A 26,902-nucleotide genomic window follows, 5' to 3' on the forward strand; every position below is an offset into this window, starting at 1 on the left:
CATTGGCGGGGGGCGCGACGAGCGGTTGGGTATGCCCCCGGGGATATCGCGGGAGCCTCCCCGGGGTGTCGTAGGGACCGGCTGTCAGGAGATACACATGGGTTCATCGCGCACACGCAACCTCCGGCGCGTACCGGACACGGAGACGCGGATGGTCTTCCGCACCATCCACGGGTACCGTCGCGCGTTCCGGATTGCCGGCGAGGGGCCTGCGCTGCTGCTGATCCACGGGATCGGCGACAACTCCTCGACCTGGCGGGAGGTCATCCCGCACCTGGCCCGCAGGTACACGGTCATCGCACCGGACCTGCTCGGCCACGGCCGCTCCGACAAGCCCCGCAGCGACTACTCGGTCGCCGGGTACGCCAACGGTGTGCGTGACCTGCTGTCGGTCCTGGGCATCGAGCGCGTCACCGTGGTCGGGCACTCCCTCGGCGGCGGCGTCGCGATGCAGTTCGCGTACCAGTTCCCGCAGATGGTCGACCGGCTCGTCCTGGTGGCCGCGGGTGGCGTCACCAAGGACGTTCACCCGGCGTTGCGCCTGCTGTCCCTGCCGGGGCTGAGCGAGGCGCTCAAGCTGCTGCGCCTACCGGGCGCCATGCCCGCGATGCGCATTGCCGGTGGCCTGCTGGGCCGGTGGCACGACACCCCCTTGCGTCCCGGGGTCCTGCTGCACGACACCTCGGATCTGATCCGGGTCCTGAGCGGATTGCCCGATCCCACCGCGTGCGAGGCGTTCCTGCGCACGCTGCGGGCCGTCGTGGACTGGCGTGGTCAGGTGGTGACGATGCTCGACCGCTGCTACCTGACCGAGGACCTGCCCGTGCAGCTGATCTGGGGTGAGCACGACAGCGTGATCCCGGTGGATCACGCGCACCTGGCGCATTCGGCGATGCCCCATTCCCGGCTCGACGTCTTCCGCGGCGCCGGCCATTTCCCGTTCCGGGACGATCCCATCCGGTTCGTGCGGGTGGTCGAGGAGTTCCTCGACTCGACCGCGCCCGCCGAGTTCGACGAGCAGCGCTGGGGCCGGCTGCTGATCAACGGCGTGAGCGAGAGCCGGATCACCGGCGGTCCGGCCACCCGCCGGGCCGTGCTCGGCGCGATGGGCGCCGACGAGCGCAGCGCCACCTGAGCGATCCCGGCGCCCGCCGCCGCTAGACGGGGGCCGCGCTCCACAGTGCCCGGAGTTTCTCGGCGGTCACCACGGTGCCGAAGTTCTGGGCCACTACGGCCACCGACGCATCGTGAGCGGCCGGGCTGTAGGTCGCGGCGCAGTCCTCCACCAGGGACACCCAGTACTCGTGGAACAGGGCGCTGCGCAGGCTCGACTCGACGCACACCTCGGTGGCCACCCCGGTGAACAGCAGCGATTCGATGTTCCGTGAGCGCAGGACGTCGTCGAGGTCGGTGCCGACGAACGCGCTGAACCGGTGCTTGACGACCACCGCATCCGCGTCTTGCGGTGCGACGCCGTAGAATTCGGCGCCCGCGGTGTCCGGCCGGCAGGTGAGCCCGGTGCGGGCCGCGTCGGGTCCGTCGCCGACCCGTCCGAGCCACTGTGGCGTGTCCGTGGTCTCGTCGTGAAGGGTGCGGACGAACACGATCTGCACGCCGGCGGCCCGCGCCGATGCGATGAGGCCGGCGAGGCGCGGTGCCATGGCGACCGCGGCCGTCACGTCGAAACCGCAGCGCGCCAAGGCGCCGTCCGGGGAGCAGAAGTCGTTCTGCATGTCGATCACGACAAGCGCGCAGCGCTGTGGGTCGTAACGGAAGGGAATCGAATCCATCGTCGGGTCCTCGGGGTAGGGGATAGAAGGAAAGTCGGGGACGGGTGTGCTCACGTCGGCCGAGGTCACCAGATGACCACGGCGGCCAGGGTCGCGACGACGAGGCCGGTCACGACGGGAACGGCGAGGTGGCGGACCATGTCGGTGACGGAGACCTTGCAGAAGCCGGCCACCACGACGAGGGACGACCAGATGACCAGGGTGCCCCCGCCGGTCCAGGTGGCGCCGTTCTGGGCGATGGCGGCGAGCGTCGCGGTGTCGATGCCCGACTGCGGGGCGAGGGCGGCGGCCAGGCCGCCGGTGAGCGGCAGGCCCGCCCAGCCGGACCCGTCCAGGCCCATCGCCATTCCGATCACGAGCATGCTCAGGGCGACGAAGAGTCCGTTGTCCGGGATGAAGCCCTGCACGCCCTCGACGGCGTCGAACAGGAAGGCCGGGCCGGTACCGTCCTCGAGACCCAGGATCGCACCGGAGTAGTCGGGGATGCCCATGTACACGAATCCCGCGACGGGAAGGATGATGCCCATCGCCTTGAAGGCGTAGGACAGGCCGTCGACGAAGTGCGTCGCGCAGAACTCGAGCGCCTCCTGCCTGCGGGCGGTGACCGTCACCAGTGCCATCAGGATCATCGCCGTCCCGCCCACCAGGGACGCGCCGGCGCCGTCCGACCACGGCACGAGGTCGGTGAACCGGCCGAGCAGCATGTAGACGAGCACCGCGGCGAACGCGGCCGGTACACCGACTGCCCACCGGCGGGCCAGGCGCGGGCGGCCGGTGATGCGGGTGCCCTCGTCGTATCCGGGAAGTTCGTCCTCGAGAACGTCGACCGCACGCTCGGGCGTGGGCTCCGCTGGCGCGGCGCTCGCCGGCACGGGGTTGCGTGCGCCGCCGCCGGCCGCGGATCCGGGGTGCCCGCCCCCGCCGCCCGTCCCCGGCGTGCCGGCGCCGCCCGTCATCCGGCGGCGCACGGTGAGGAACCAGGCCAGCGCCGCGGCGACGACGCCGACGATCAGCGAGATCACCAGCGCGCGACCGGCGATGTCGTCGGCGGGCACCCCGGCGCCGCTCGCGGAGATCGACGGGGCCAGCCCGATCACGTAGTCCGAGGCAATGGACATCCCCTGACCCGAGATCGCCAGGGCGAGCGCCGCACCCAGGGGTGGCAGCCCGGCCTTGATCGCGGCGGGCAGCAGCACGGCCCCGATCAACGCGAGGGCGGGCGTCGGCCAGAAGAACAGCGACAGGAGATAGGTGAACACGAACAGCACCACGTAGGCGACGCGGCCGTTGATCATCCACCGGCTCATCGGCCGCACCATCATCTCGTCGGCGCCGATGCTCCGCATCGCGGCCAGCATCGAGGTGACCGCCGCGATGACGACGAAGATCTCGAACAGCGCCGAGCCCGAGGTGAGCGTCGCCCGGAACACCGCCATCACGGCGTTCGCGACGTTGCCGTCGTAGGCGAGGGCGGTGGCGAACGTCGCCACCACTGCCGGGATCATCACGTTCTTGCGCAGGGCCATGGCCACGAGGAGGGACACGAGGCCGAGCAGGAAGACGATATGGGCGGTGGTCACGGGTGGCTCCTCCAGCGGGCTGAGGCATCGGGCCGGGGGATCGGCGCCGCCGCGGGGTGCAGGCCCGCCTGGGCCCCGCGCTACGGGCGTCGCCGCACCGGATGTCGTCCGATGGTGCTGGGTCCGGCCCGGTTCGGCAAGGGCGAAAATGACCGAACCGCAGGGGGTTCTGCTGTGCAGGTTGCAGGGAGGGTGACGACCGCGTTTCGGGTCGGCCGGGTCTGTGAACAACGCGAAAAATCCGCGCCGCCGCCTCGGTGTCGGCCCGGCGTGACAGACTCGCAGGGTGAGGTTGTACCGGGATCACGCGGTGGTGCTGCGCCAGCACAAGCTGGGCGAGGCCGACCGCATCGTCACGCTGCTCACCCGTCGCCACGGCCTCGTGCGGGCCGTCGCGAAAGGGGTGCGGCGCACCCGCTCGAAGTTCGGGGCGCGGCTCGAGCCGTTCGCGCACATCGACGTGCAGTTGCATCCGGGCCGCAGCCTCGACATCATCACCCAGGTCCAGACCGTCGATGCGTTCGGCGCCGACCTCGTCGACGACTACGGCCGCTACACCACCGCGTGCGCCGTGCTCGAGACCGCCGAACGGCTCGCCGGTGAGGAGCGCGCCCCCGCCCCGCAGCTGCACCGCCTCACCGTCGGTGCGCTCCGTGCCCTGTCCGACCAGGTCCGGCCGCCGGAACTGATCCTCGACGCCTACCTGCTGCGGGCCATGGCCTACGCCGGCTGGGCGCCGGCGATCAGCCGCTGCGCTCGCTGCGACGAGCCCGGCCCGCATCGCGCGTTCCACGTCGCGGCCGGGGGAGCGGTATGCGTGCGGTGCCGGCCGCCGGGCGCCGCGACCCCCGGCGCGGGTGTGCTGGATCTGATGGACGCGCTCTTCCACGGTCGCTGGCAGGGCACCGACACGGTGTCCGAGGCGACCCGCGGGCAGGCCAGCGGCCTGATCGCCGCCCACCTGCAGTGGCATCTGGAGCGGCAGTTGCGGACCCTGCCGCTGATCGAACGCGGCCGTCCCCATGCGGTGGCTGTGGGCGGGGAGACGGTCGGGCAGGATGGGGAGCGTGATTCGACGCCGCACCCCGCAAGCATCGCGTGACCGCGAGATCCGGCCACCCGACCCGCACCCGTCCGGCGCCCGCCCGCCGGGTCTGCAGCCCGAACTGATCCCGCGGCACGTCGCCCTGGTCATGGACGGCAACGGCCGCTGGGCCCAGGAACGCGGTCTGCCTCGCACCGCCGGCCACGAACGCGGCGAGGCGGTGCTGATGGACACCGTGTGCGGGTGCATCGAGATGGGCGTCAAGTGGCTCTCGGCGTACGCGTTCTCCACCGAGAACTGGAAGCGCAGCCCGGACGAGGTGCGCTTTCTCATGGGCTTCAACCGGGACGTGATCCGCCGCCGCCGCGACGAGATGCACGAGATGGGGGTACGCGTGCGCTGGGCCGGACGCCGGCCGAAGCTGTGGCGCAGCGTCATCAAGGAACTCGAGATCGCCGAGGAACTGACCCGCGACAACGACGTGATGACCCTCACCATGTGCGTGAACTACGGAGGCCGCGCCGAGATCGCCGATGCCGCAAGGGAGATCGCGCGTCGCGTGGCCACGGGTGAGCTCGACCCGGAACGCGTCACCGAGGCCACGGTTGCGCGGTACCTCGACGAGCCCGACATGCCGGACGTGGACCTGTTCCTGCGGCCGTCCGGGGAACAACGCACCTCGAACTTCCTGCTCTGGCAGTCGGCCTACGCCGAGATGGTGTTCCAGGACAAGATGTTTCCCGACTTCGACCGTCGGGACCTGTGGGCCGCCTGCGTGGAGTACGCCTCGCGCGACCGCCGCTTCGGGGGCGTGAAGTGACGGGCCCCGGAACGGGACCGGAGGAGCGGAGGCCGGCCCCCGGCGGGGTGGACCCGAGCGGCCTCGGCCTGCGCGACCGGGTCGCGGCCGCGCTGGCGGAGTTCGTCGCCATGCACGAGCCCAGGACGAACGGCGACGATGCGCTGGGATTCGACTATGCGGGCGTGCCGTGCGCCGTGCGGGTGGTGACCCTCACCGAGGGTCTCGACGTGGTGTCGCTGACCGGCGTCCTCGCGTGGGACCTGCCGCTCGACGACGCGTTGCGCACGCGGGTCGCCGGGGCGGCCGACGCGCTGCAGTTCGGGTCGATACACCTCGTCGAGCGGGACGCCGAGGCGGACGTGGTGCTGCGGTACTCATTCCCCGGCACCGGCCTTCGGGACTCGCCCCTGACCACGATGCTGCTGCTCGTGCTCGGCGGCGCCGGCGATGCGCGCTCGGCCGTCACGGGCACGGGCGGATCCGAGTGAGCGAACTCGACTGGGACTCCCCGATCGCCACCGGGAACGACGACGCACTGCGTGCCGCCGTGCTGCGTGTCTTCTCGGCGGTCCTCGCCGAGGAGATCGAACCCGACACGGACGGCGACGTGCCGATCTGGGTCGACGATGTGCTCACCTACGCCGTCGTCGATTCGCGGGCCGGGGTGGTGGAGCTGACGACGTACCTGGTGGAGCGGATCGCCGGTCGTACCCGCGCGGCCGAGGTCCTCGTCGACCTGCAGGCGCGATGGCCGGACGCGCGGCTCGAGTTGCACCAGGACCGGGTGACGGCGGTGCAGCGCGTCCCGGCGCGCCCGCTGGTGCCGGTGCACCTGGCGCGCGCGGTCGCGGTGGTCGCGGCGCTGGTGCCGCATGTGCCCGAACTGGCGGCGCGGCTCGGCGGGCGGGCGTGCGTGTTCGACGAGCCGGGCGACGAGACTGCCGGCGAGGTGGTCGACCTGCTGGGCGGGTGCGGCTGCGACGGCTGCGGGTGCCGCTGACCGTCGTCGGTCAGCGCGACGTCGCCGGCGCGGCGTCCGCGCAGTCGCGGCAGGTGCCGAAGATCTCGACGGTGTGGCTCACGTCGACGAAACCGTTGTCCTCGGCCACCTCGTGCGACCAGCGCTCGACCGCCGGCCCGTCCACCTCCACCGTGTAACCGCACGCCCGGCACACGAGGTGGTGATGGTGACCGGACGAGCAGCGCCGGTAGACGGACTCGCCGCTGTCGGTGCGCAGCACGTCGACGGTGCCGGCTTCGGCGAGGGACTGCAGCGTGCGGTAGACGGTGGTCAGGCCGATGCCCTCGCCGCGCTTGCGCAGTTCGTCGTGCAGGTCCTGGGCGGAGCGGAACTCCTCGATCTCGTCGAGCAGCGCGGAGATGGCGCTGCGCTGCTTGGTGGAGCGGACTCCGACTACGGGTTTGTGGGCGGGCGACACGACTACGGTCAACCTTCCTCGACGTGGGCGACGGCGTCGACGACGATGTGGGCGAGATGGTCGTCGACCAGACGGTAGAGCACCTCGCGGCCGGCGCGTTCGCCGCGGACCACGCCCGCGGCCTTGAGGATGCGCAGGTGCTGGCTGATCAGCGGCTGGGTGACGCCGAGCGCGCCGACCAGTTCGTGTACACAGCGTTCGGATTCGCGCAGTTGCAGCACGATGGCGATGCGCACCGGTGCGGCCAGCGCGCGCAGGAGCTCGCCGGCGGCGGCGAGGGTTTCCCGCGACGGGGCGGGTACGGGGGACGGCGTCACCGATCCCGGGCGGCAGTCGTCGTGCGGACGGTCCGGGGCCGCGGCGTCGCCGCCGTGGCCGGTGTCGGCAACGCTCAACGGATCTCCTTCGTGGACTGGCGGCCGCGTTATTGCAAACCGATTCCATTTTGATATGCATGAATGTGCATGTCAACCGGCGTGCAGTTCGACCGCCCCGCGCGGAGCGATAGGCTTACGGGTCGACGCACGCTGCGAAACCCCGCATCGAAGATGGAGTGAATCCGAGTGGCACCGAAATCCAAGATCGATACCGTCGCCAACCTGGCCAAGCGCCGGGGCCTGGTCTACCCCTGCGGTGAGATCTACGGCGGTACGAGGTCGGCCTGGGACTACGGGCCGCTCGGCGTGGAGCTCAAGGAGAACATCAAGAAGCAGTGGTGGCGCAACATGGTCACCAGCCGCGAGGACGTCGTCGGTCTGGACTCGTCGGTCATCCTGCCGCGTCAGGTGTGGGTGGCGTCGGGCCATGTCGGGGTGTTCAACGATCCGCTCGTCGAGTGCCTGAGCTGTCACAAGCGCCACCGCCAGGATCACCTGCAGGAGGCGTACGCCGAGAAGAACAAGCTCGACGATCCCGACTCGGTTCCCATGTCGGAGATCTCCTGCCCGGACTGCGGCACCAAGGGCCAGTGGACCGAGCCCCGTGACTTCAACATGATGCTCAAGACCTACCTCGGCCCGATCGAGAGCGAGGAGGGGCTGCACTACCTGCGCCCCGAGACCGCACAGGGCATCTTCGTGAACTTCGCGAACGTGCTCACCACGTCGCGCAAGAAGCCGCCGTTCGGAATCGGCCAGATCGGCAAGAGCTTCCGCAACGAGATCACCCCGGGCAACTTCATCTTCCGGACCCGCGAGTTCGAGCAGATGGAGATGGAGTTCTTCGTCAAGCCGGGCGAGGACGAGCAGTGGCACCAGTACTGGATCGACTACCGGATGGACTGGTACACCGGGCTCGGCATCAACAAGGACAACCTGCGCCTGTACGAGCACCCGCAGGACAAGCTGTCGCACTACTCGAAGCGCACCGTCGACATCGAGTACCGCTTCCACTTCCAGGGCAGCGAGTGGGGTGAGCTCGAGGGTGTCGCCAACCGCACCGACTTCGACCTGTCGACGCACGCGCAGCACTCGGGCGCCGACCTGAGCTTCTTCGACCAGACCACCAACGAGCGGTACACCCCGTACGTCATCGAGCCGGCAGCGGGCCTGACGCGGTCGCTCATGGCGTTCCTCGTCGACGCCTACAGCGAGGACGAGGCGCCCAACGCCAAGGGTGGTGTCGACAAGCGCACCGTGCTGCGCCTCGACCGCCGGCTCGCCCCGGTCAAGGCGGCGGTGCTGCCGCTCTCGCGCAACGCGGACCTGAGCCCCAAGGCGAAGGACCTCGCCGCGCAGCTGCGCCAGCACTGGAACATCGAGTTCGACGACGCCGGCGCCATCGGCCGCCGCTACCGTCGCCAGGACGAGATCGGCACCCCGTTCTGCATCACGGTCGACTTCGACACCCTCGAGGACCAGGCCGTCACCGTCCGCGAGCGCGACACCATGGCGCAGGAGCGCGTCGGCCTCGACCAGGTCGAGGGCTACCTCGCCCAGCGGCTGATCGGCGCCTGACCACAGAGCCTCCGTGAGAGGGTCGGCCGCCTCGCGCGACCGGCCCTCTCACGCTGCGCGGCCGGGACTAGAACCGGCCCCCGCTCGACCCCCCGAAGCCGCCGCCTCCGCCGAAGCCCCCGCCCCCGAAGCCGCCGCCCCCGAAGCCGCCCCCACGGCCACCGGTCAGGATGCTGTTGATGAGGATTCCGCCGAGCACCGCACCCGCGATATTGCCGCCGGAGGCGCCGCCGCGGGGCGGACGCTGCTGACGCTCCCAGCGCTGCACGTCGTTCTGCGCTGCGCGCAGCGCGTTCGCCGCGAGGGTCGCGGCCGCCTGAGCGTGCTGCAGCGCCTGCCCCGGTTCCTGCGCGGCGAGCCGCTGCGCGGCGTCCAGGTGGCGCTGCGCCTCGGACAGCCGGGTGCGGGCCTCGGCGCCGATCACACCGCGCCGCGTCCCGATGAAGTCCGCCGCGGCGGTGACCTGCGATCGAGCCGCCCCCAGATCCTGTTCGAGGCGCCGGCGGGTGCGCTGCGCCTCCTCCTGCGCCTGACGGGTCCGATCGCGCAGCGCGTCGAGTCGTGCGTCCGCTTCCACGACCCGGGTGAAACTGCCCAGCGGGTCGGTGTTCATGTCCGCCCGGGCGTGGTCGAGGGCCGCCTGCGCGGCCTTGCGGGCCTCGGCGAGTTCCGCACCACCCGCGGCGGCGAGCTGTTCGGCGTCGGCGATGCCCTGTGCGGCGTCGGCCATCGCGGCCGGCAACGTCGCGATCGCCCGCCGGATGTCGTCGGCGGCGTGGTCGACTGCGTCGAGCATCGTGGCAGCGTGCCCGAGAGCACCCTCCGCTTCGCGGATGGCTCGCACGGCGTCGCCCTGCTCGCCGACGGGACGTGCCACCGCGGTGCGGCCCTGATCGACGGACTTCTCGGCGAACTCGATCTCGTCCTGCGCCAGCGTCACGTTGTCCGTGATCGGGGCGAGCGCGCCGGCCGGGAACTCCGTTCGCAGTTCGGTCAGCGTCGCCTCGGCCTGGGGCAACCGCGCGCGCAACGCGATCGCGCGCTGTGTGAGCGCGTCGAGGCGGGCGGGTGCGTCGAGCAGGAGGTCGCGCATCCGGTCGAACGCCTCGACCTGCGCGTCGAGTTCCCGGTCGGCCTGGCCGCACGACGAGATCAACTGCACGAGCATGTCGCGCTGCTGCTGGGGCGTCTCGGGGATGGCGTCGTCGAGCCGCTGCCGGATCTCGAACGCGGACGCCAGAGCCGACTGCGCCTGTCGATAGGCGCGGTCGAACGGCTGGACCGCGGCATCGCCGAACTCTCCGCGCGCCAGCTCGAGCGCCTCGGCGCTCGAGCGAACGGCGTTATCCGTCTCGACCAGGATCTTCTGGGCGTACAGCTCGAGGCCCTCGAGCGGCAGCTCGCGCAGCGCGTCGGTGTCGGTCGGGTCGGTGGCCGCCGCCGCCTGGGCGCCCGCCTCGGCCCGCTTGCGCTTCGCGCGCCGGGAGTACAGGTACACCCCCCCGGCCCCGGCCGCGATCACTCCGCCGCCGACGAGCAGCGTGGTGCCGGAGCCGGAACCCGACGCCGACAACGCCGCGTCGAGACCCTCGGCCGCCGCCACCGCGGCCCCGGCCCAGTCCTGGCTGCGCAACTGCGGCACGATCCGGTCCGCGCTGATGGCGTCCCGTTCGGACGCGGTGACCCCGGACAGGGCGTTCGGCGTCCACAGCGCGTACTCGCGGTCCTGCGTGGCCACGGCGAGCAGGGCCGTGTCCGTCCCGAAGTTGCTGGCCTGCGCAGTCCGCTCGGTCCAGTCGTCGGACGACAGTCCGGAGAACGTCGGCACGTACGCCACCCACAACTGCACCCCGTGCTCGGCGTAGAGCGCGTCTGCTGCCTGCTGGATCTGCGCCGTCGCCGCCGGATCCAGTACTCCGGCGGTGTCGGTGATCGGCTGGGGAAGCCGGAAGGGCGGCTCGGCCGTCGCCGAACCGGGCAGCACCAGCCAGGCCAGGGCCGCGAGCAGGATCGGCACCGACATCGACAGCGAGCGGCGGAGCGGGCGGGCCGGAAGCGGCCGGACGGCGACCGAATACGGTGACATGCGTCGAATCTATCGGCTCGCATGCGCTGTCGCCCGTGGCGCGTCGCCGGGTGGGCGCGCTCGGAACACTGGCAGAATCGGGGAGTGAGTACCGCAGCCCGCCCACGCCCGGCCCCGTCCCTGCCCGAACCCCCGCGCGGGTTCGGTGCGGGCGTCGCGCGCTGGACGCGCCGGCTGGTGCTCGGGGTGCTGCTCGCGGCGATCGCCGTCCTCGCCGGAACCGCGGTCCGCGTGTGGCAGGTGGCGCGCATCGACGACTGGAGCCGGGCCGACGCCATCGTGGTCCTCGGCGCCGCCCAGTACTCCGGCACCCCGTCGTCGGTGTTCCAGGCCCGGCTCGACCAGGCCCTCACCCTGTACGAGAACGGGGTGGCCGAGCGGATCGTCACCGTCGGCGGCAAGCAGGAGGGCGACCTGTTCACCGAGGCGGCGTCCGGCAAGAACTACCTGATCGCGCAGGGAGTGCCGGAGTCGGCGATCACCGCCGTCGAAGAGGGGTCGGACACGTTGCTCAGCGTCGAGGCGGTCAGCCGGGAGATGGCCGGGCAGGGACTGCACTCCGCGGTGCTGGTGAGCGATCCGTGGCATTCGCTGCGCACTCGCACCATGGCCCGCGACGCCGGTCTCGACGCGTGGACCGCGCCGACCCGCACCGGCCCCGCCGTGTACACCCGGGAGTCGCAGCTGCACGGGATCGCCCGCGAGACGGGCGCGCTGATCTGGTACCAGCTCACCCACGACTCGGCGGACTTCCCCTACACGGCCGCGCAGTGAAGGAGGACGTGATGCCGGGCTACAGCGAACACGAACTCGAGCGGCGCGTCGCCGAGGTCCCGAAGGTGTCGGCGCTCGCCGGTGCCGAGCCGGCGACCGCGAGCCGTACGCCGTTCGCGCGGGACCGTGCCCGCGTCCAGCACAGCGCTGCGCTGCGACGGCTCGCCGACAAGACCCAGGTGGTCGGCCCCCGCGACGGTGACACTCCGCGCACCCGGCTCACCCACTCGATCGAGGTCGCCCAGATCGGCCGCAGCATCGCCGAGGGCCTCGGCTGCGACCCCGACCTGGTGGACCTCGCCGGCCTCGCGCACGACATCGGACACCCGCCGTACGGCCACAACGGGGAACGCGCCCTCGACGAGGTGGCCGCGAGCTGCGGCGGGTTCGAGGGCAACGCGCAGAATCTGCGGATCCTCACGTGCCTCGAGCCGAAGATCCTCCACCCCGACGGCACGAGCGCCGGTCTGAACCTCACGCGCGCGACACTCGACGCGACGCTGAAGTACCCGTGGACCCGCCCGGCGCCCGGCGCGAAGTTCGGTGCCTACGACGACGACGCCGAGGTCCTCGCCTGGGTGCGCGACGGCGCGCCCGACCGGCGCAAGTGCCTCGAGGCCCAGATCATGGACTGGTCCGACGACGTCGCCTACTCCGTCCACGACGTCGAGGACGGCGTCATCGACGGACGGATCGACCTGCGTGTGCTCACCGACCCGGCGTCGGTGAACACGCTCGTCGATCTCGGCATGCGCGAGTTCTCCGGCCTGGACCCGAACGAGCTGGTGGAGGCGGCGAAGCGACTGTCGCAGATGCCGGTGGTCCAGGCCGTGGACACCTACGACGGCAGCCTCGCGTGCTCGGTGGCACTCAAGCGCCTCACGAGCGAGCTCGTCGGCCGATTCGCGACGGCAGCGATCATCGGCACCCGTGCCGTCACCGGCGACCGGCCCGTCACCCGCTACGACGCCGACCTCGTCGTTCCGCCCGTCGTCGCGTCCGAGGTGGCGCTGCTCAAGACCATGGCCCTGCAGTTCGTGATGTCCGACGCCGCCCACCGGCAGCGTCAGGAACGGCAACGTGAACGGATCCACCGCGTCGCCGAATGGCTGATGCGCACGGCGCCGGTCGGCCTCGACCCGTTCTTCGTGCCGCTGTGGGACGCCGCCGTCGACGACGCCGCCCGCATGCGGGTGATCGTCGACCAGATCGCCTCGTGCACCGAGGCCCGGCTCGAACGGATCGACCGCGACAGCCTCGCCGCTCAGGCGAGTTGGGGGTAGCGCCTAGACTCGTCGTCGTGGCCGGGCGTATTTCAGACAGAGACATCGCGGCCGTCCGCGACCGCGTCCGGATCGAGGACATCGTCGGCGAGTACGTCGCCCTCAGGCGCGGCGGCGCCGATTCGATGAAGGGGCTGTGTCCCTTCCACGACGAGAAGTCCCCGTCCTTCCACGTCCGCCCCAACCACGGTCACTTCCACTGCTTCGGCTGCGGCGAGGGCGGCGACGTGTACTCGTTCCTGCAGAAGATCGAGCACATCAGCTTCGTCGAGGCCGTCGAGCAGCTCGCCGACCGGGTCGGCTACACCCTCAACTACGAGGGCGGCGGTCCGTCGGTGCAGCGCGACCGGGGCACCCGCGCCCGGCTCGTCGCCGCCAACGCGGCCGCGCAGGAGTTCTACGCCGAGCAGCTGCGTACGCCCGGCGCGCAGGCGGCGCGGGACTACCTGACCGAGCGCAGCTTCGACGAGTCCGCGGCCGAGGTGTTCGGGTGCGGTTACGCCCCCGACGGCTGGGATGCCCTCACCAAGCACCTGCTCACCCGTGGCTTCGAGTTCGCCGAGCTCGAGGCCGCCGGGCTGTCCAAACAGGGGCGCCGCGGACCCATCGACCGGTTCCACCGGCGGCTGCTGTGGCCGATCCGCAATCTCGCCGGCGACGTCATCGGTTTCGGTGCCCGTCGGCTGTTCGACGACGACACGCTCACGGCGAAGTACGTCAACACCCCGGAAACGTTGCTCTACAAGAAGTCTCAGGTGCTGTTCGGCCTGGACCTGGCCAAGCGGGAGATCGCCAAGGCGCACCAGGCCGTGATCGTCGAGGGCTACACCGACGTCATGGCGATGCACCTGTCGGGCGTGAAAACCGCTGTGGCCGCGTGCGGTACCGCATTCGGCGACGAGCACCTGGCGATGCTGCGGCGCCTGCTCATGGACGACAGCTACTTCCGCGGTGAGATCATCTACACCTTCGACGGCGACGCAGCGGGCCGGGCCGCGGCGATGAAGGCGTTCGAGGGCGACCAGAAGACCACGGCCAAGACGTTCGTCGCGATCGCGCCCCAGGGCATGGATCCGTGCGAGCTGCGGCAGAAGTCCGGCGATGGGGCGGTGCGCGACCTCGTCGCCCGGCGCACCCCGATGTTCGAGTTCGTCGTCAAGTCGATCCTCACCGAACACAACCTCGACACCGCCGAGGGGCGGGTGGAGGCGCTGCGCCGCACGGTTCCCGTGGTGGCCCGGATCAAGGAACGCACGCTGCGCGACAGCTACGCGGTGCAGCTGTCGCACTGGGTGGGCTGGGACGACATTCCGGCCGTGCGCCGGCGCGTGCAGGACGAGTCCCGGCGCGTCGCCCGCGGCGGCGACGAGAAGCCGCGCACCGCCGCGCCGCAACAGCGGGCGGAGACGGCCGCGGCGGGCACGGTCCTGCGCCGGCCCCGCCCCAACGATCCGGCGCTGTGGCCGCAGCGCGACGCCCTCAAGGCGGCGCTGCAGTACCCCGGCATCGCCGGCACCGTGTTCGATTCGCTGCCCGCCGAGACGTTCACCGACCCGGCCTACGCGGCGGTGCGCGAGGCTGTGGCCGCGGTCGGCGGGACGAGCGCGGGACTCGGCGGCGCGGAATGGGTGGACGCCGTCGGGCGCGCCGCCACCGACCCGATGGTGCACTCGCTGGTCATGGAACTCGCGGTGGACCCGCTGCCCGCGGAGGAGGACCGGATGCCCCGCTACATCGGCGGGGTCCTCGCCCGGCTGCAGGAGGTCTGGGTGGGGGAGCAGGTCGCCGAACTCAAGTCCAAACTGCAGCGCATCTCCCCGGCCACCGAATCCGACGAGTTCCACTCGTTGCTCGGGGACCTCGTCGCGCTCGAGCAGTACCGGCGCAGCCTGCTCGACCAGGCCATCGGCGACACCAGCGGCGACGGCCTGGCCGGCTGAACTCACGCCACCCGCGTCACCGCCGCAACTGGTCGCGGGGGACGAGGATCGTGGTCTGCTCGTCGAGCGGCTTCATCGGCTCGAGCTTCGGCTCCGGGCTGAGCGAGTCGGCCAGCTTCTGCCGGCTCACCTCGATCGCCTTCTTCGTCACCGGACTACCCGCGACCGCCTTCGCCGTCCTGCAGAGCTGTTCGTACCGGGCGCGGCCCGCCCGTGTCCCCAGGACGTAGCCCGCGGCAACCCCCACCAACAGTCCGATCAACGTCGTCTCCATTCAGCCGTGTCAACGTCCCACCCATCCTGCCCGATCCTCGCCCTCGGGCTCACAGGCAGGCGATTTGGTGCCGCGTCGGGTGGGGCGCTACAGTTCTTCACGCACCGCGGGAAACGGCGGAGCACCGCAGGACAATCCCCTGTAGCTCAATTGGCAGAGCATTCGACTGTTAATCGAACGGTTGCTGGTTCGAGTCCAGCCGGGGGAGCTCCAAGAAAGCCCCTCCCACCCGATCTCGGGTGGGAGGGGTTTTCTCGTCTGCGCCGCCACGAAAGACGCTGGGTGTGACGGAAATTACAGAAGCCGTGTGGTGCCGCCGCGACGGGTCGGCGACAGCCCGCGCCGGGCGACACGGGGGTGACCCGCGACGCGGGCCGGCCGCCGCAGCCGGTAGCATTCGCCACACGTCGCGTACCTCCGGATGCGCGCGGACGGGGCGGTAGCTCAGTCGGTTAGAGCCGTGGACTCATAATCCATTGGTCGCGGGTTCGAGCCCCGCCCGCCCCACCATATCCCCAGTTCGGGCAGCCGATACCGGGCGCTCGGGCCGGACGAAACGTGGACGGTGGCGGCGCAGGTGCCGGCGGACCCTCCGGGATTTCGACCGTCACACTCCCTGGAGCCGGATCTGCTGGAAGGCGACGGCATGCTGCACGCCGATGCGCGCTCCGGCCGCCGCGGTGAACTCGTGCAGGAATGCCGCGGGATCGAAGTCCCGGCCCAGTCCGTCCAGATAGGACCGGTGGGCGCGCAGTGACTCGATACCGGCGTCGAGGCTCTCGGTGACGTCGACGGCGTGCGAAGGCTGGTTCGCGCCCATGAGGTACACGAGGCCGACCTCGTCCCACGGTGGCAGGTTCTCGTCGAGCAGCTCGGGGAAGATCCAGCGGTTGCCGGCGTCGCGCGCGGCGTCGAGCACCGCGACGCCCACGGCGCGGTGGTCGGCCTGGTTGATGATCCGACCACCGTTCAGGCCGTAGGTCGGCTCGTATGTGGCGGTGATCAACACCTCCGGACGGAACCGCCGGATCTCGCGGGCTATGGCGCGGCGCAGGTCGAGTCCGTATTCGACGACACCGTCGCGGTATCCGAGGAACGTCACGTCCTCGACGCCGACCACGGCGGCGGCGTCGAGTTGCTCGCGGCGTCGCAGCGGTGCCGCCTCGGCGGGAGTGCGGCCGTCGATGCCGGCCTCGCCGTCGGTGGCGATGACGTAGGCCACCGACTTGCCCGACCGGGTCCAGCGGGCGATGGCGCCGGCGGCGCCGTACTCGAGGTCGTCGGGATGGGCGACGACGGCCATTGCGCGGTTCCAGTTCTCGGGCAGCGGGGCCAAAGTGGTGTTCATGACGGCACCTTTCGTGACAGTGGCTGGGTCTTCTTTCCGACGTTGCAGCGGCGCGAGGGACGCATCCTCGGGGCGCGGGTGCCGGTGGGTGCGTCCGTCGGGGGCGGCAGTCGTCAGTAGGGAGGACACACGGTGACGAGAATCCGCGGTGGATTCCCGGGCCGGTGTCCCGATTTCGAGGAGTGACCACCATGTCTGCTACCCGAGTCCAGCTCGCTCTCAACGTCGAGGACATCACCGCGGCGACCGAGTTCTACACCGCGCTGTTCGGGGTGTCCCCGCACAAACAGCGCCCCGGGTATGCCAACTTCGCGATCGAGGATCCCCCGCTGAAGCTGGTGCTGATCGAGAATCCCGGTGCGCGCGAACGCCTGAACCACCTGGGGATCGAGGCGGCCGGCTCCGAGGAGGTGTCCGGAGCGCTGGCCCGGTTCCGCGCCGCCGGTCTGACCGCCACGGTGGCCGAGCAGGATCTGTGCTGCCATGCCGTGCAGGACAAGGTGTTCGTCGATGCGCCGGACGTGCCCAACGGGTGGTGGGAGTACTACGCCGTCACCGACGACAACCCCGCCAACCCGGACGGGCTGACGGGCTCGGCGTGTGCGGTTGCGTGCGCGAGTGAGGACAGCCCGGTCGCGGGTGCCTGCTGCGGCTGACAGCACTCGCCCCGGTGGGCCGTCCTGCGACGGCACACCGGGGCGCGCCGAATCAGCGAGGGCTGCCGGCGCAGTGGCAGTCGGTGGGGGCGGTGTAGTCCATCGGCATCCCGTGGGCATCGAGGGTCAGCGCGCAGCACCGTCCGAGCAGCTCGGCCAGCTTCCGCCGGCCGCGTTGGACGCGGGACTTCATTCCGGACAGGGATACGCCTTCGAGGGCGGCGGCGTCGGCCTGGGTCAGTCCTTCGAGGTCGGTCAGCTCGACGGCTCGGCGCTGCTCGGGGGAGAGCCCCTCGAGCAGCGGGCGCAGGCAGGTGGCCAGCTCCCGCAGCGTGGTCGCCGCGTCGTCGTCCCATTCCTGCCCGGCCTGGTCGGGTGCATCGCCGGTGAGCGGCGCGAGCCGGTCCCGATCCCGGGCGGCCCGGCGGTAGTCGTCGATGATCGCGCTGCGGGCGATCCGATACACCCACCGGATCAGGTGCTCGCGGTCCTCGACACGGCCGAGGTTCTTGTGGACGCGCAGCAGGATCTCGCCGAGCACGTCGTCGGCGCGGTCCGGATCCGCGATCCGCCGGTGCACGAAGGCGCGGAGCTGCGCACCGAACTCGCGCCAGACGGCATCGGTGGTCACGGCTTCGGTGGTCATGGCTTCGGTGGTCACGGCGTCCGCGCCGGCCGCGGAACTGGTCGATGCCCTGGTCATGGTCTGGTCCTCCGGGGAAGGGGCGCTGTACGGGCGGTGTCCCTCACAGACGACGGTACCGGCGAAAGGACGCAGGTCCCCTGCCGAAGTCGTCGGTGCCGGCACGCCCCGTCCGGGTCGGGTGTGCGTCCCCGCGGTGGCGGTGACGTCTGTGTGGATGCCAGTGCGGGGCACGGTCCCGCAACACCGGACGAAGGAGTAACCATGACCGGCACCGTGGAACGTGACGCCGACCGGGCGCTGAAGGCCAAGCACCGGGCGCTGTGGGCGGCCGGGAACTATCCGGCGGTCGCGGCCGACCTGATCCCGACGTTCGGCCCGACGCTCGTCGCCGCGGCCGGGGTGACGGCGGGCCGGCGGGTGCTCGATGTGGGCGCCGGATCCGGCAACGCTGCCATCCCGGCCGCCGAACGGGGCGCGATCGTCACCGCCGCCGACCTGACGCCGGAGTTGTTCGTCGCGGGCCGCACAGCCGCGGCCGAGCGGGGCGTGGACCTCGAGTGGGTGGAAGCGGACGCCGAGGCCCTGCCGTTCCCCGACGGCAGCTTCGACGTCGTGCTCTCGAGCGTGGGGGCGATGTTCGCACCCCACCACCAGGCCGTCGCCGACGAGCTGCTCCGCGTGTGCCGGCCGGGCGGGACGATCGCGATGATCAACTGGACGCCGGAGGGCTTCATCGGTCAGCTGTTCCGGCTCATGGCCCCGTATGCGCCGCCCCCGCCGCCCGGCGCTTCGCCGCCCCCGCTGTGGGGCGACGAGCAGCACGTCCGGGAGTTGTTCGGCGATCGGATCACCGACCTGAGCATGGATCGCCGAATCGTGGTGATGGACCACAGCGCGGATCCGACCGAGTTCCGCGAGTACTGGAAGCACAACTACGGTCCGACGATCGCGGTGTACCGGTTCAACGCCGTGGACCCCGACCGGACCGCAGATCTCGACCGGAAGTTCCTGCAGTTCCTCACCGACTGGAACCGGGCCGGGCAGCCCGGCCGGACCGCGTACGACGCCGAGTACCTGCTGCTCACCGCTCGCAAGAGGTAGCCGGCCCGGTCGGTGCGGGCGTTCACCGCAGCGCCACGCCGACCTCGTGCGGCCGCGGCAGTAGTGCCGAAGGGAGAAGCAGCAGGGGTGCCGAAGGGAGAAAGCGAAGCCCCGCCGGCTTCGCGCGTCGTCGCCGGCGGGGCAGGGCCACTGTGCAGGGGGGATAGCGGCCGGATCCGAGCGTATTCGGCCTGCGGGGCGATGTGAAGTAGAACGGCCCATTCGGGTAGGGCATAAGGTCCCGATCGGTGCAATTCGGGCGACCGTCGGCGATGTGGCTCTCGCTTCGGGCTCGGTTCAACCCCGTTTCGTCCGCCGCCCCGCGTCGCGGACGTCCGTGTAGCTGTCCAGGATCTCGTGGATCTCGGCGATGGCCTTCCGGCGCGAGCCGGCATCCGCGATGCGCGCGAGCTGCTGTTTGAGGCTCACCGCAAGTTCGGCGTAGTCGTTCTGCCAATCGCGGCCGGTCAGGCGTGGCATATCCGCGCGGGCGGGGTGTATTCGCGTGGCCGGGGTGCCGGGCGCCAACAGGTAGCCTTCCCCCATCGCCGGGGTGATGATCGACAGCGAAGGGTCGACCTCCCGCACCAGTTCGGCCAGCGCAGCGACTGCCTCCGGTTCGCCGTGCGCGAGGAACAGGCTGCCCGACACGGGGCTGCGCGCCTTGATCCAGTCCAGCAGTTCGGTCTGATCGGCATGGGCGGAGTAGCTGTCGATCCGGCGGATCTGCGCTCGCACGTCGATGTCCTGACCCGAGATGCGGACGCGCTTCGCGCCGTCGAGGATCACGCGGCCCAGCGAGCCCTGCGCCTGGAAACCGACGAACAGGATCGTCGAATCCCGGCGGTGGAGATTGTGCTTCAGGTGATGACGGATGCGTCCCGCCTCGCACATGCCCGAGGCGGCGATGATGATCGCGCCCGACATGTTGTTGATCCGCTTGGAGACGGCAGCGTCGTCGACGTAGTGGATCGCGGGATGGCGGAAGATGTCCTTCCCCTCGAGGTCCTCGAGCTCGCCCGCATGCTCGGCGAACACCGAGGTGGCGCGGTTGGCGAGCGGTGAGTCGACGAACACCGGCACCGCGGGGATGCGGTTCTCGTCGGCGAGGTGTGCGATGTCGAGCAGGAGCTCCTGCGTCCGTTCCAGCGCAAAGGCGGGGATGACGAGATTGCCGCCGTGCCCGACGGCCCGGTGGATCTCCTCTTCGAGCAGGTCGCGTCGCTGGTCGATCGTCATCCGCACCCGAGTCCGATTGCCGTAGGTGGATTCGCAGACGACATGGTCCGATCCGGATGGGCCCTCGGGATCGGGGTGGAACGCCTTCTGCGCGGGGCCGAGGTCGCCGGAAAAGAGCAGGCGCACGCCCCCCGCCTCGATCTCCGCCGATGCGGCACCCAGGATGTGCCCCGCGTTCCACAGTCGCGCACGAAAGCCCGCGGCGGGCTCGAACCACTCGTCGAGTGCGACCGCACGGGTCTGCCCCCACGCGGCGAGCGCATCCTCCTCGGTGTAGAGCGGGACGAACCGCTTCTCGCGCGTGCGATCGCGCCGCCGGTTTCGCCGCTCGGCCTCGAATTCCTGGATGCGCCCGGCATCGGCGAGCATGAATTCCAGCAGGTCGGCGCTCTGGCCGGTGCAGAAGATCGGTCCGTCGAAACCCTGCGCCACCAGCTTGGGCAACAGGCCGCAATGATCGATGTGGGCATGGGTGAGGACCACGGCGTCGATCTCGTGCGGCGCGAACGCGAAGTCGCCGTGGTTCAGCTCCTCGAGGCTGCGTGAGCCCTGGAACAGGCCACAGTCCACCAGGATCCGCGTGTCGCCGAGGGCGACCTCCATGCACGAGCCGGTCACCGTCTTCGCGGCACCGTGGAAGACGAGAGTCGGATGTTGCCTCACGCGCAGCTCCTACGGAATCGCCCGCCGAAATTGCAGGTACGACAGCCAAGCTATCCGAACATCCGGGTCGGGCAGCCCTGCTTGGAAATCTCGCGGACTCGGCGGCGCCGGTCGGGCCCGGAGGTCTTCACCCACGGCGTCACCCCGGGCCGTGAATATCACCCCGGCTATCACCCTCGTCGGCCGTTACGTCCGCCGGCGGCCGGTCGATGGACATCGTGGTGGCGCCGGGCACCCCGACGCTCGGCGTCACCGCATACCGGACGCCCCCGCCTCGAGCAGACGGGGCGGGGGTGTTCGTCGCGTCAGTCCCGCGAGTTCGCGCACACGCCGGTGCGGAGTCGCTCGCCGCGTGCCGCACGGGGCGGTGACCGCCGTGGCCCGTTCGTCCGCCGCGGGGCGGACCGCGGCGACCGGTGCTCGGCTCTGAGGGCGATCGCTGCCCCGACAATCGTGGCAACCACCGCAGCAACGGCCACCCACGCGACGAGCAGCGACGCGATCACGTTCATGCCGTCTACACCGCTGCCGGACGGCCGAGGGTTACGCGGTTCCCGAGCTTCACCCTGCGATTCACCCTGGTCCGAGTCCTGTTCGCGCGGTCGGTCCGGTTTGCCCCGGCCGGCGGGGAGGGTTCGGTGACGGTGGGCGGAGCCCTGGGGGGCGGTCCGGCTTTCGGCTGCCGTGTCCATGCGGAGTCCCCACCCGGGACCGGGCGGGGACCCGGCAGCGCGCCACACATAGAACCTGTTCCAATTTCGCCGTCTTGTGGCTATGGTCACATGCGTACACACGCACTGTGACGGAGGGCGATGCAGATGAAGACCAAGGGCGCGATCCTGTGGGGTCTCAACGAGCCGTGGTCGGTGGAGGAAATCGAGATCGGCGACCCGGTCGCGGGTGAGGTGCAGATCCGCATGGAGGCGGCGGGCATGTGCCACTCGGACCACCACATCGTCACGGGAGCGACGCCCATGCCGTCCTTCCCGGCGATGGGTGGCCACGAGGGGTCCGGTGTCATCACCAAGGTCGGCGAGGGAGTCGTGGGCCTCGAAGTGGGCGATCACGTCGTCCTGTCCTTCATTCCGGCCTGTGGCCGCTGCCCGTCGTGCGCCACCGGCCACTCGAACCTGTGCGACCTCGGCGCCGGCCTGCTCAGCGGCATGGCCATCTCCGACGGCACCTACCGGATCCAGGCACGCGGCCAGAACGTGATCCCGATGTGCCTGCTGGGTACCTTCGCGCCCTACATGACGGTCAACCAGACCCAGGTCGTCAAGATCGACAAGGACATCCCGTTCGAGCTGGCCGCCCTCGTCGGCTGCGGCGTGCCCACCGGCTGGGGGTCGGCCACCCACGTCGCAGACGTCAAGCCCGGTGAGGCTGTCGCCGTCATCGGCATCGGGGGTGTGGGGATGAGCGCGCTGCAGGGCGCCGTCGCATCCGGGGCGCGGCAGATCTTCGCGATCGACCCCGTGCCGTGGAAGCGGGAGCAGGCCCTGAAGTTCGGCGCGACGCACGCCTACGCGTCGATGGCCGAGGCGCTCATGCCGATCATGGAGACCACCTGGGGCCGCATGGCGGACAAGACGATCATCACCGTGGGCGAGATGCGCGGCGAATACGTCGAGGAGGCCCTGCAGCTGACGGCGAAGAACGGCCGCTGCGTGGTCACCGCGATGGGGCACATGACGGACATGGACGTGAAGCTGAACGCGTTCCTGTTCGCGATGCTGCAGAAGGATCTGCAGGGCAACATCTTCGGCGGCTGCAACGCGCGGGTCGACATCCCCAACCTGCTGGCGATGTACAAGTCCGGACAGCTCAACCTCGCGGACATGGTCACCCGCACCTACACCCTCGAACAGATCAACGACGGCTACCAGGACATGCTCGACGGGAAGAACATCCGCGGCGTCATCAAGTACACCGACGCCGATCGGTGATCGCGCGGTAGCCTGCGCCGTCTTCTAGGCTGGGTACGTGAACAGCCTCGACGCGATCTCCGACTGGCCCGTCGACCACGCCGCCGCCGCGGTTCTCACCCGCGGCGGCGGTGTCGTCGCCGGGCACGGCGACCAGTTGCGGCTCTACCGTCTCGCGTCGGTCACCAAGCCGCTCGTCGCCTACGCGGTCCTCGTCGCCGTGGAGGAGGGTGCGGTCGAGCTCGATCAGCCCGCCGGTCCGGAGGGATCCACCGTCCGCCATCTGCTGGCACACGCGTCGGGACTCGCCTTCGACGAACGCCGGGCGCAGGCCGAGCCCGGGCGCAAACGGATCTACTCGAGCGCGGGCTTCGAGATCCTCGCGGAGCTCGTCGCGGGTGAGACCGGCATCCCGTTCCCCGAATACCTCACCCAGGCCGTCTTCGATCCGCTCGGCATGCGGGAATCGTCGCTGCCGGGACCCGCCGGGCACGGGGGACAGTCGTCGCTCGCCGACCTGACGCACTTCGCCGCGGAGCTGCTCGCGCCCCGCCTGGTGTCCGCGCAGACTCTCGCGGAGGCCACCCGGGTGCAGTTCCCGGGGCTCGACGGGATCGTGCCCGGATACGGCATGCACAAGCCCAACGACTGGGGGCTCGGGTTCGAGATCCGCGGCCTGAAGAACCCGCACTGGACCGGTTCGGCCAATTCGCCCGAAACGTACGGGCACTTCGGCCAATCCGGTACATTCCTGTGGGTCGATCCCCGCGCGGAGATCGCGTGTGTCGCGCTGACCGACAGGGCTTTCGGCGACTGGGCCAAGCCGCGGTGGCCGGCCCTCGCGGACGACGTACTCACCGAATTCTCAAATTCCTCATCCGTTCCCTAGCGAAACAGGAGTAACACAGGCAGACTGTCCCCTGTCGCCATGCGCGACCGCTTCGATGTCAGGCCGTTGGGGAAGACGTCCCTCGTCGAAGTGGAGGTGTGTAGTGCGCGCGTCGAACCAGTTCGCGGATGCGACGACCGGGGTGGTCTACATCCACTCGTCGCCTGCTGCGGTCTGCCCGCATATCGAATGGGCACTGGCCGCCACCCTCGATTGCCGTCCGGATCTCACCTGGATCGGTCAACCGGTCGACGTCGGACAACTGCGCACGACTGTGAACTGGGCGGGTCCCGTGGGGACCGCCGCACGCCTCGTCGACGCCCTCCGGGTGTGGCCGATGATCCGCTTCGAGATCACCGAGGACCCCAGCGACGGCGTCGACGGCGAGCGCTACAGCCACGTGCCGGGACTGGGGCTGTGGCGCGGCAACACGAGCGCGAACGGGGACGTCGTGGTCGGAGAGATGCGGCTGCGGGCGCTGCTCGCCGGCGGCAACATCGAGGAGGAACTGACCCGGGTGCTGGGAACGGCCTGGGACGAGGCGCTCGAGCCCTACCGCAGCGGCGGCGAGGGTGCCGAGGTGACCTGGTTGCGCCGGAACGTGGGGTAGGCCGCTGCGCGGCCGGTGCGTCCTTCGGGCTGCTGGGGCAACCCGAAAGACGCACCGGCGGCGCAGCCGCCTACAGCGGGATGTTCTTGTGGCGGCCGCGGCGCGCGGGAGCCGCGGCCAGCGCCTGGGCGAGGGTGCTGCGGGTCGTCGCCGGGTCGATCAGTTCGTCGACGACGCCGATCGACATCGCCCGGCCCACGCCGCCGGCGATGGCCTCGTGCTCGGCGGCGAGACGGTCGTGCAGTGCCTCCCGCTCCTCCTCCGGCGCCGCGGCCAGGGCACGCTTGTGCAGGATGCCCACCGCCGCCTTGGCGCCCATCACGGCGACCTCGGCGTCCGGCCAGGCGAACACGGCGGTCGCGCCCAGTGCCCGCGAGTTCATCGCGATGTAGGCGCCGCCGTAGATCTTCCGGGTCACCAGCGTCACGCGGGGCACCTCGCACTCGGCGAATGCGTGCAGCAGCTTGGCTCCGCGACGGACCACGCCCTCCCACTCCTGGCTCACGCCGGGCAGGTAGCCGGGCACGTCGACGATGACGACGAGGGGAACGCCGAAGGCGTTGCACAGGCGCACGAAACGCGCGGACTTCTCCGCGCTGACGGAGTCCAGGCAGCCGCCGAGACGCAGCGGATTGTTCGCGATGACGCCGACCGTGCGTCCGCCGAGCCGGCCGAAGCCGGTGACGACGCTCCGGGCCCATCCGGCCTGCAGTTCCTCGAAGGTGGACTCGCCCTCGACGTTGTCGAGCAGCTCGTGCACGATCGGGCGGACATCGTAGGCGCGGCGGGGGGATTCGGGCAGCAGCGCCCGCAGGTCGGTGTCGCCGCGACGGGCGGCGTCGAGGTCGAACTCGCCCTGCTCGGCGAGCATCGACACGAGGCGACGGGCCCGGTGCAGGGCGTCGTCCTCGTCGTGGGCGGCGATGTGGGCGACGCCGGACTTCTTGGTGTGGGTGTCCGGCCCACCGAGGGATTCCATGTCGACCTGCTCGCCGGTGACGCTGCGCACCACGTCGGGGCCGGTGACGAAGATGCGGGCCTCGGGCGCCATGATGACGATGTCGGTGAGTGCGGGGCCGTAGGCGGCGCCGCCCGCCGCGAAGCCGAGAACCACGGAGATCTGGGGGATCCGGCCGGAAGCGCGGACCATGGCCTCGAAGATCAGGCCGACGGCATGGAGGGAGTCGACGCCCTCCGCGAGCCGAGCGCCGCCCGAGTGCCACAGCCCGACGATCGGGACGTCCTGTTCGAGGGCCGTGTCGATGGCGTCGACGATGTGCTTGCAGCCGTCCACGCCCATGGCGCCACCCATCACGGTGGCGTCCGAGCAGTACGCGACGGTCCGGACGCCGTCGATGGAACCGATCGCGGCGAGCATGCCGGACTTGTCCCGGGGGTGCAGCAGGCTCAGGGTGCCCGCGTCGAACAGCCGCTCGAGCCGCCGGAGCGGATCGCGGGGGTCGACGGCGGCGTCGCGCGTCTGAGCAGGTTCCAGGACGGTCATCGCGTTCTCCTCGGGCAAGGCAAGAGCGGGGGATGGGCGCCGGGGGTGGGGGTCCCGTGACGAGACCCCCACCCCGACGGCGAGCGAAGTCCGGTCGGGTCAGGCCCGGCCGAACGCGAGCGCAACGTTGTGCCCACCGAAACCGAACGAGTTGTTCAGCGCGAAATCGATCCGGCCGTAACGGGCTTCGCCCTTCACGACGTCGAGATCGATCTCTGGATCCTGGTTGTCCACGTTGAGCGTGGGCGGGATGACCCCGTCCCGCAGGCTCAGGACCGTCAGGACCGCTTCGAGCGCGCCGACCGCACCGATCGAATGCCCCAGGGCTCCCTTCGGTGCATACACCGCGGCATGGTTGCCGACCGCGGAATTGATCGCCTTCGCCTCGGCGATGTCGCCGATGGGTGTGGCCGTGGCATGCGCGTTGACGAAGCCGATGTCGGACGGCGACAGGCCGGCGCCACTGATGGCCTTCGTCATGGCACGCGCCGCGCCCGTCCCCTCGGGATCGGGTGCCACGATGTGGAATCCGTCCGAGGTGATGCCCGCACCGAGCAGGCGGGCGTGGATGGTGGCGCCGCGCGCCTTGGCGTGCTCCTCGGTCTCGAGCACCATCAGCGCGCCGGCCTCGCCGAAGACGAAGCCGTCGCGGTCCTTGTCGAACGGACGCGACGCCCTGCTCGGGTCGTCGTTGCGGGTGCTCAGCGCCCGCATCATGGCGAAGCTGGCGGTGGCGACCGCGTCGAGCTGGCCCTCGACGCCACCGGCGACGACGATGTCGGCATCGCCCATCGCGATCATCCGGTAGGCGTGGGCGATGGCCTCGTTGCCGGACGAGCAGGCGGACACCGGCGTCAGCACGCCGGCCTTCGCGCCGAGCTCGAGGCCCACCGTCGCCGACGGGCCGTTCGGCATGACCATCTGCACGGCGAACGGGGACACCTTGCGGTAGCCGTCGTTGCGCAGCTTGTCGACGGCGTCGATGAGCGCTTCGCCGCCACCGAGACCGGTGCCGATGACGACACCGAGGCGCTCGCGGTCGACCTCCGGGCTGCCCGCGTTCTCCCACACGGTGCGGCCGAGGCCCAGCGCGAGCCGCTCGACGAAGCTCATCCGGCGGATCTCGACGCGCGAGAGGGTTTCGTCGGGGCTGGTCTTGAGCTTGCCGCCGATGCGAACCGGCAGGTCGAACTCGTCGACGAAGCCGGTCAGCGTGTCGATGCCGCTCTCACCGGCGAGCAGGCCCTTCCACGTGGCATCCACGTCACCAGCGATCGATGTCGTGGCCGCGAGGCTGGTGACGACGACGTTGGGGAATGTCCCGGTGCGGGGAGAGGCGGAAGTCACGGTTGA

25 protein-coding genes and 2 tRNA genes are annotated in these 26,902 nt (G+C 70.7%); 16 read left to right on the plus strand and 11 right to left on the minus strand.

Annotation, left to right across the window (positions count from 1 at the left end):
* Positions 1-97 precede the first annotated feature (97 nt).
* On the plus strand, positions 98-1,135 hold the full coding sequence (locus JYA75_RS15760) for an alpha/beta hydrolase (RefSeq protein ID WP_029544333.1): 1,038 nt from the start codon (positions 98-100) through the stop codon (positions 1,133-1,135).
* A gap of 22 nt (positions 1,136-1,157) precedes the next feature.
* Here JYA75_RS15760 and JYA75_RS15765 read toward each other — a convergent pair whose 3' ends face one another.
* The gene (locus JYA75_RS15765) at positions 1,158-1,790 is read right to left on the minus strand and encodes an isochorismatase family cysteine hydrolase (RefSeq protein ID WP_072635490.1); all 633 of its coding nucleotides are present in this window, start codon (positions 1,788-1,790) and stop codon (positions 1,158-1,160) included.
* 65 nt (positions 1,791-1,855) lie between these two features.
* A complete protein-coding gene (locus tag JYA75_RS15770; RefSeq protein ID WP_185712810.1) occupies positions 1,856-3,370 on the minus strand; it encodes a permease in 1,515 nt (504 codons plus the stop codon).
* 286 nt (positions 3,371-3,656) lie between these two features.
* Here JYA75_RS15770 and recO point away from each other — a divergent pair, with 286 nt between their 5' ends.
* From recO to JYA75_RS15790, 4 genes are read left to right on the plus strand one after another with little or no spacing between them, the layout of a single operon-like run.
* Entirely contained in the window at positions 3,657-4,472 is an 816-nt protein-coding gene (recO, locus tag JYA75_RS15775; protein WP_080688608.1) for a DNA repair protein RecO, read from the plus strand.
* Positions 4,429-5,235 (plus strand): isoprenyl transferase, encoded by an 807-nt coding sequence (locus tag JYA75_RS15780; RefSeq protein WP_037200968.1) that lies wholly within the window; start codon positions 4,429-4,431, stop codon positions 5,233-5,235. The genes recO and JYA75_RS15780 overlap by 44 nt, the downstream gene beginning before the upstream one ends.
* Entirely contained in the window at positions 5,232-5,705 is a 474-nt protein-coding gene (locus JYA75_RS15785) for a hypothetical protein (protein WP_185712809.1), read from the plus strand. The genes JYA75_RS15780 and JYA75_RS15785 overlap by 4 nt, the downstream gene beginning before the upstream one ends.
* Complete coding sequence (locus JYA75_RS15790; RefSeq protein WP_185712808.1) at positions 5,702-6,217, plus strand: hypothetical protein; 516 nt, start codon at positions 5,702-5,704, stop codon at positions 6,215-6,217. Before JYA75_RS15785 ends, JYA75_RS15790 begins: the two co-directional genes overlap by 4 nt.
* A 10-nt stretch (positions 6,218-6,227) precedes the next feature.
* Here JYA75_RS15790 and JYA75_RS15795 read toward each other — a convergent pair whose 3' ends face one another.
* Together JYA75_RS15795 and JYA75_RS15800 are read right to left on the minus strand one after the other, a co-directional pair.
* On the minus strand, positions 6,228-6,656 hold the full coding sequence (locus JYA75_RS15795; protein WP_006943911.1) for a Fur family transcriptional regulator: 429 nt from the start codon (positions 6,654-6,656) through the stop codon (positions 6,228-6,230).
* A gap of 8 nt (positions 6,657-6,664) precedes the next feature.
* Complete coding sequence (locus JYA75_RS15800; RefSeq protein WP_239010599.1) at positions 6,665-6,973, minus strand: metalloregulator ArsR/SmtB family transcription factor; 309 nt, start codon at positions 6,971-6,973, stop codon at positions 6,665-6,667.
* A 246-nt stretch (positions 6,974-7,219) separates the two neighbouring features.
* Here JYA75_RS15800 and JYA75_RS15805 point away from each other — a divergent pair, with 246 nt between their 5' ends.
* On the plus strand, positions 7,220-8,611 hold the full coding sequence (locus JYA75_RS15805; RefSeq protein ID WP_006943913.1) for a glycine--tRNA ligase: 1,392 nt from the start codon (positions 7,220-7,222) through the stop codon (positions 8,609-8,611).
* 67 nt (positions 8,612-8,678) lie between these two features.
* Here the strand turns inward: JYA75_RS15805 and JYA75_RS15810 are convergent, their stop codons facing one another.
* Positions 8,679-10,697, minus strand: coding sequence for a TPM domain-containing protein (locus JYA75_RS15810; RefSeq protein WP_168579764.1), 2,019 nt, complete (start codon positions 10,695-10,697; stop codon positions 8,679-8,681).
* 120 nt (positions 10,698-10,817) lie between these two features.
* On the opposite strand from JYA75_RS15810, the gene JYA75_RS15815 reads away from it, so the two are divergent.
* Genes JYA75_RS15815 through dnaG form a run of 3 tightly spaced genes read left to right on the plus strand, consistent with a single transcriptional unit; the run spans position 10,818 to position 14,694 of the window.
* A complete protein-coding gene (locus tag JYA75_RS15815; RefSeq protein WP_044476619.1) occupies positions 10,818-11,471 on the plus strand; it encodes a YdcF family protein in 654 nt (217 codons plus the stop codon).
* 11 nt (positions 11,472-11,482) lie between these two features.
* Positions 11,483-12,754, plus strand: a complete 1,272-nt coding sequence (locus JYA75_RS15820; protein ID WP_006947621.1) for a deoxyguanosinetriphosphate triphosphohydrolase — start codon at positions 11,483-11,485, stop codon at positions 12,752-12,754.
* A 17-nt stretch (positions 12,755-12,771) separates the two neighbouring features.
* Positions 12,772-14,694: a DNA primase gene (dnaG, locus tag JYA75_RS15825; protein ID WP_006947623.1), complete on the plus strand. Its 1,923-nt coding sequence runs from the start codon at positions 12,772-12,774 to the stop codon at positions 14,692-14,694.
* A 16-nt stretch (positions 14,695-14,710) separates the two neighbouring features.
* Here dnaG and JYA75_RS15830 read toward each other — a convergent pair whose 3' ends face one another.
* Entirely contained in the window at positions 14,711-14,956 is a 246-nt protein-coding gene (locus tag JYA75_RS15830; protein ID WP_185712807.1) for a hypothetical protein, read from the minus strand.
* Positions 14,957-15,103: 147 nt separating this feature from the next.
* On the opposite strand from JYA75_RS15830, the gene JYA75_RS15835 reads away from it, so the two are divergent.
* Both JYA75_RS15835 and JYA75_RS15840 read left to right on the plus strand, forming a co-directional pair.
* A tRNA-Asn gene (locus JYA75_RS15835) sits at positions 15,104-15,176 on the plus strand.
* A gap of 225 nt (positions 15,177-15,401) precedes the next feature.
* Positions 15,402-15,478: transfer RNA gene (locus tag JYA75_RS15840), tRNA-Ile, on the plus strand.
* A 97-nt stretch (positions 15,479-15,575) separates the two neighbouring features.
* Here the strand turns inward: JYA75_RS15840 and JYA75_RS15845 are convergent.
* Positions 15,576-16,316 (minus strand): PIG-L deacetylase family protein, encoded by a 741-nt coding sequence (locus JYA75_RS15845; RefSeq protein ID WP_006947641.1) that lies wholly within the window; start codon positions 16,314-16,316, stop codon positions 15,576-15,578.
* Between the two features lie 191 nt (positions 16,317-16,507).
* On the opposite strand from JYA75_RS15845, the gene JYA75_RS15850 reads away from it, so the two are divergent.
* Positions 16,508-16,972 (plus strand): ArsI/CadI family heavy metal resistance metalloenzyme, encoded by a 465-nt coding sequence (locus tag JYA75_RS15850; protein ID WP_006947642.1) that lies wholly within the window; start codon positions 16,508-16,510, stop codon positions 16,970-16,972.
* 52 nt (positions 16,973-17,024) lie between these two features.
* Here the strand turns inward: JYA75_RS15850 and JYA75_RS15855 are convergent, their stop codons facing one another.
* The gene (locus JYA75_RS15855) at positions 17,025-17,675 is read right to left on the minus strand and encodes a sigma-70 family RNA polymerase sigma factor (RefSeq protein WP_185712806.1); all 651 of its coding nucleotides are present in this window, start codon (positions 17,673-17,675) and stop codon (positions 17,025-17,027) included.
* 204 nt (positions 17,676-17,879) lie between these two features.
* Between JYA75_RS15855 and JYA75_RS15860 the strand changes: the two genes are divergently transcribed.
* The gene (locus JYA75_RS15860; RefSeq protein WP_006947644.1) at positions 17,880-18,719 is read left to right on the plus strand and encodes a class I SAM-dependent methyltransferase; all 840 of its coding nucleotides are present in this window, start codon (positions 17,880-17,882) and stop codon (positions 18,717-18,719) included.
* Positions 18,720-19,016: 297 nt separating this feature from the next.
* On the opposite strand, the gene JYA75_RS15865 is transcribed toward JYA75_RS15860, so the two are convergent.
* Positions 19,017-20,621, minus strand: coding sequence for an MBL fold metallo-hydrolase (locus JYA75_RS15865; RefSeq protein ID WP_185712804.1), 1,605 nt, complete (start codon positions 20,619-20,621; stop codon positions 19,017-19,019).
* Between the two features lie 818 nt (positions 20,622-21,439).
* Here JYA75_RS15865 and JYA75_RS15870 point away from each other — a divergent pair.
* From JYA75_RS15870 to JYA75_RS15880, 3 genes are all read left to right on the plus strand, one after another.
* Positions 21,440-22,567 (plus strand): NDMA-dependent alcohol dehydrogenase, encoded by a 1,128-nt coding sequence (locus tag JYA75_RS15870; protein ID WP_029544303.1) that lies wholly within the window; start codon positions 21,440-21,442, stop codon positions 22,565-22,567.
* Between the two features lie 37 nt (positions 22,568-22,604).
* On the plus strand, positions 22,605-23,435 hold the full coding sequence (locus JYA75_RS15875) for a serine hydrolase domain-containing protein (RefSeq protein WP_168579762.1): 831 nt from the start codon (positions 22,605-22,607) through the stop codon (positions 23,433-23,435).
* 103 nt (positions 23,436-23,538) lie between these two features.
* The gene (locus tag JYA75_RS15880) at positions 23,539-24,045 is read left to right on the plus strand and encodes a DUF3145 domain-containing protein (RefSeq protein WP_006947655.1); all 507 of its coding nucleotides are present in this window, start codon (positions 23,539-23,541) and stop codon (positions 24,043-24,045) included.
* A gap of 70 nt (positions 24,046-24,115) precedes the next feature.
* On the opposite strand, the gene JYA75_RS15885 is transcribed toward JYA75_RS15880, so the two are convergent.
* Positions 24,116-25,549 carry a carboxyl transferase domain-containing protein gene (locus tag JYA75_RS15885; RefSeq protein WP_006947656.1) on the minus strand — a complete coding sequence of 478 codons (1,434 nt, stop codon included), beginning with the start codon at positions 25,547-25,549 and terminating at the stop codon, positions 24,116-24,118.
* 99 nt (positions 25,550-25,648) lie between these two features.
* Positions 25,649-26,896, minus strand: a complete 1,248-nt coding sequence (locus tag JYA75_RS15890) for a KasA/KasB family beta-ketoacyl-ACP synthase (RefSeq protein WP_050035391.1) — start codon at positions 26,894-26,896, stop codon at positions 25,649-25,651.
* Positions 26,897-26,902 lie beyond the last annotated feature (6 nt).

The sequence above is a fragment of the Rhodococcus sp. PSBB066 genome (assembly GCF_017068255.1).
Classification (GTDB): Bacteria; Actinomycetota; Actinomycetes; order Mycobacteriales; family Mycobacteriaceae; genus Rhodococcus; species Rhodococcus aetherivorans.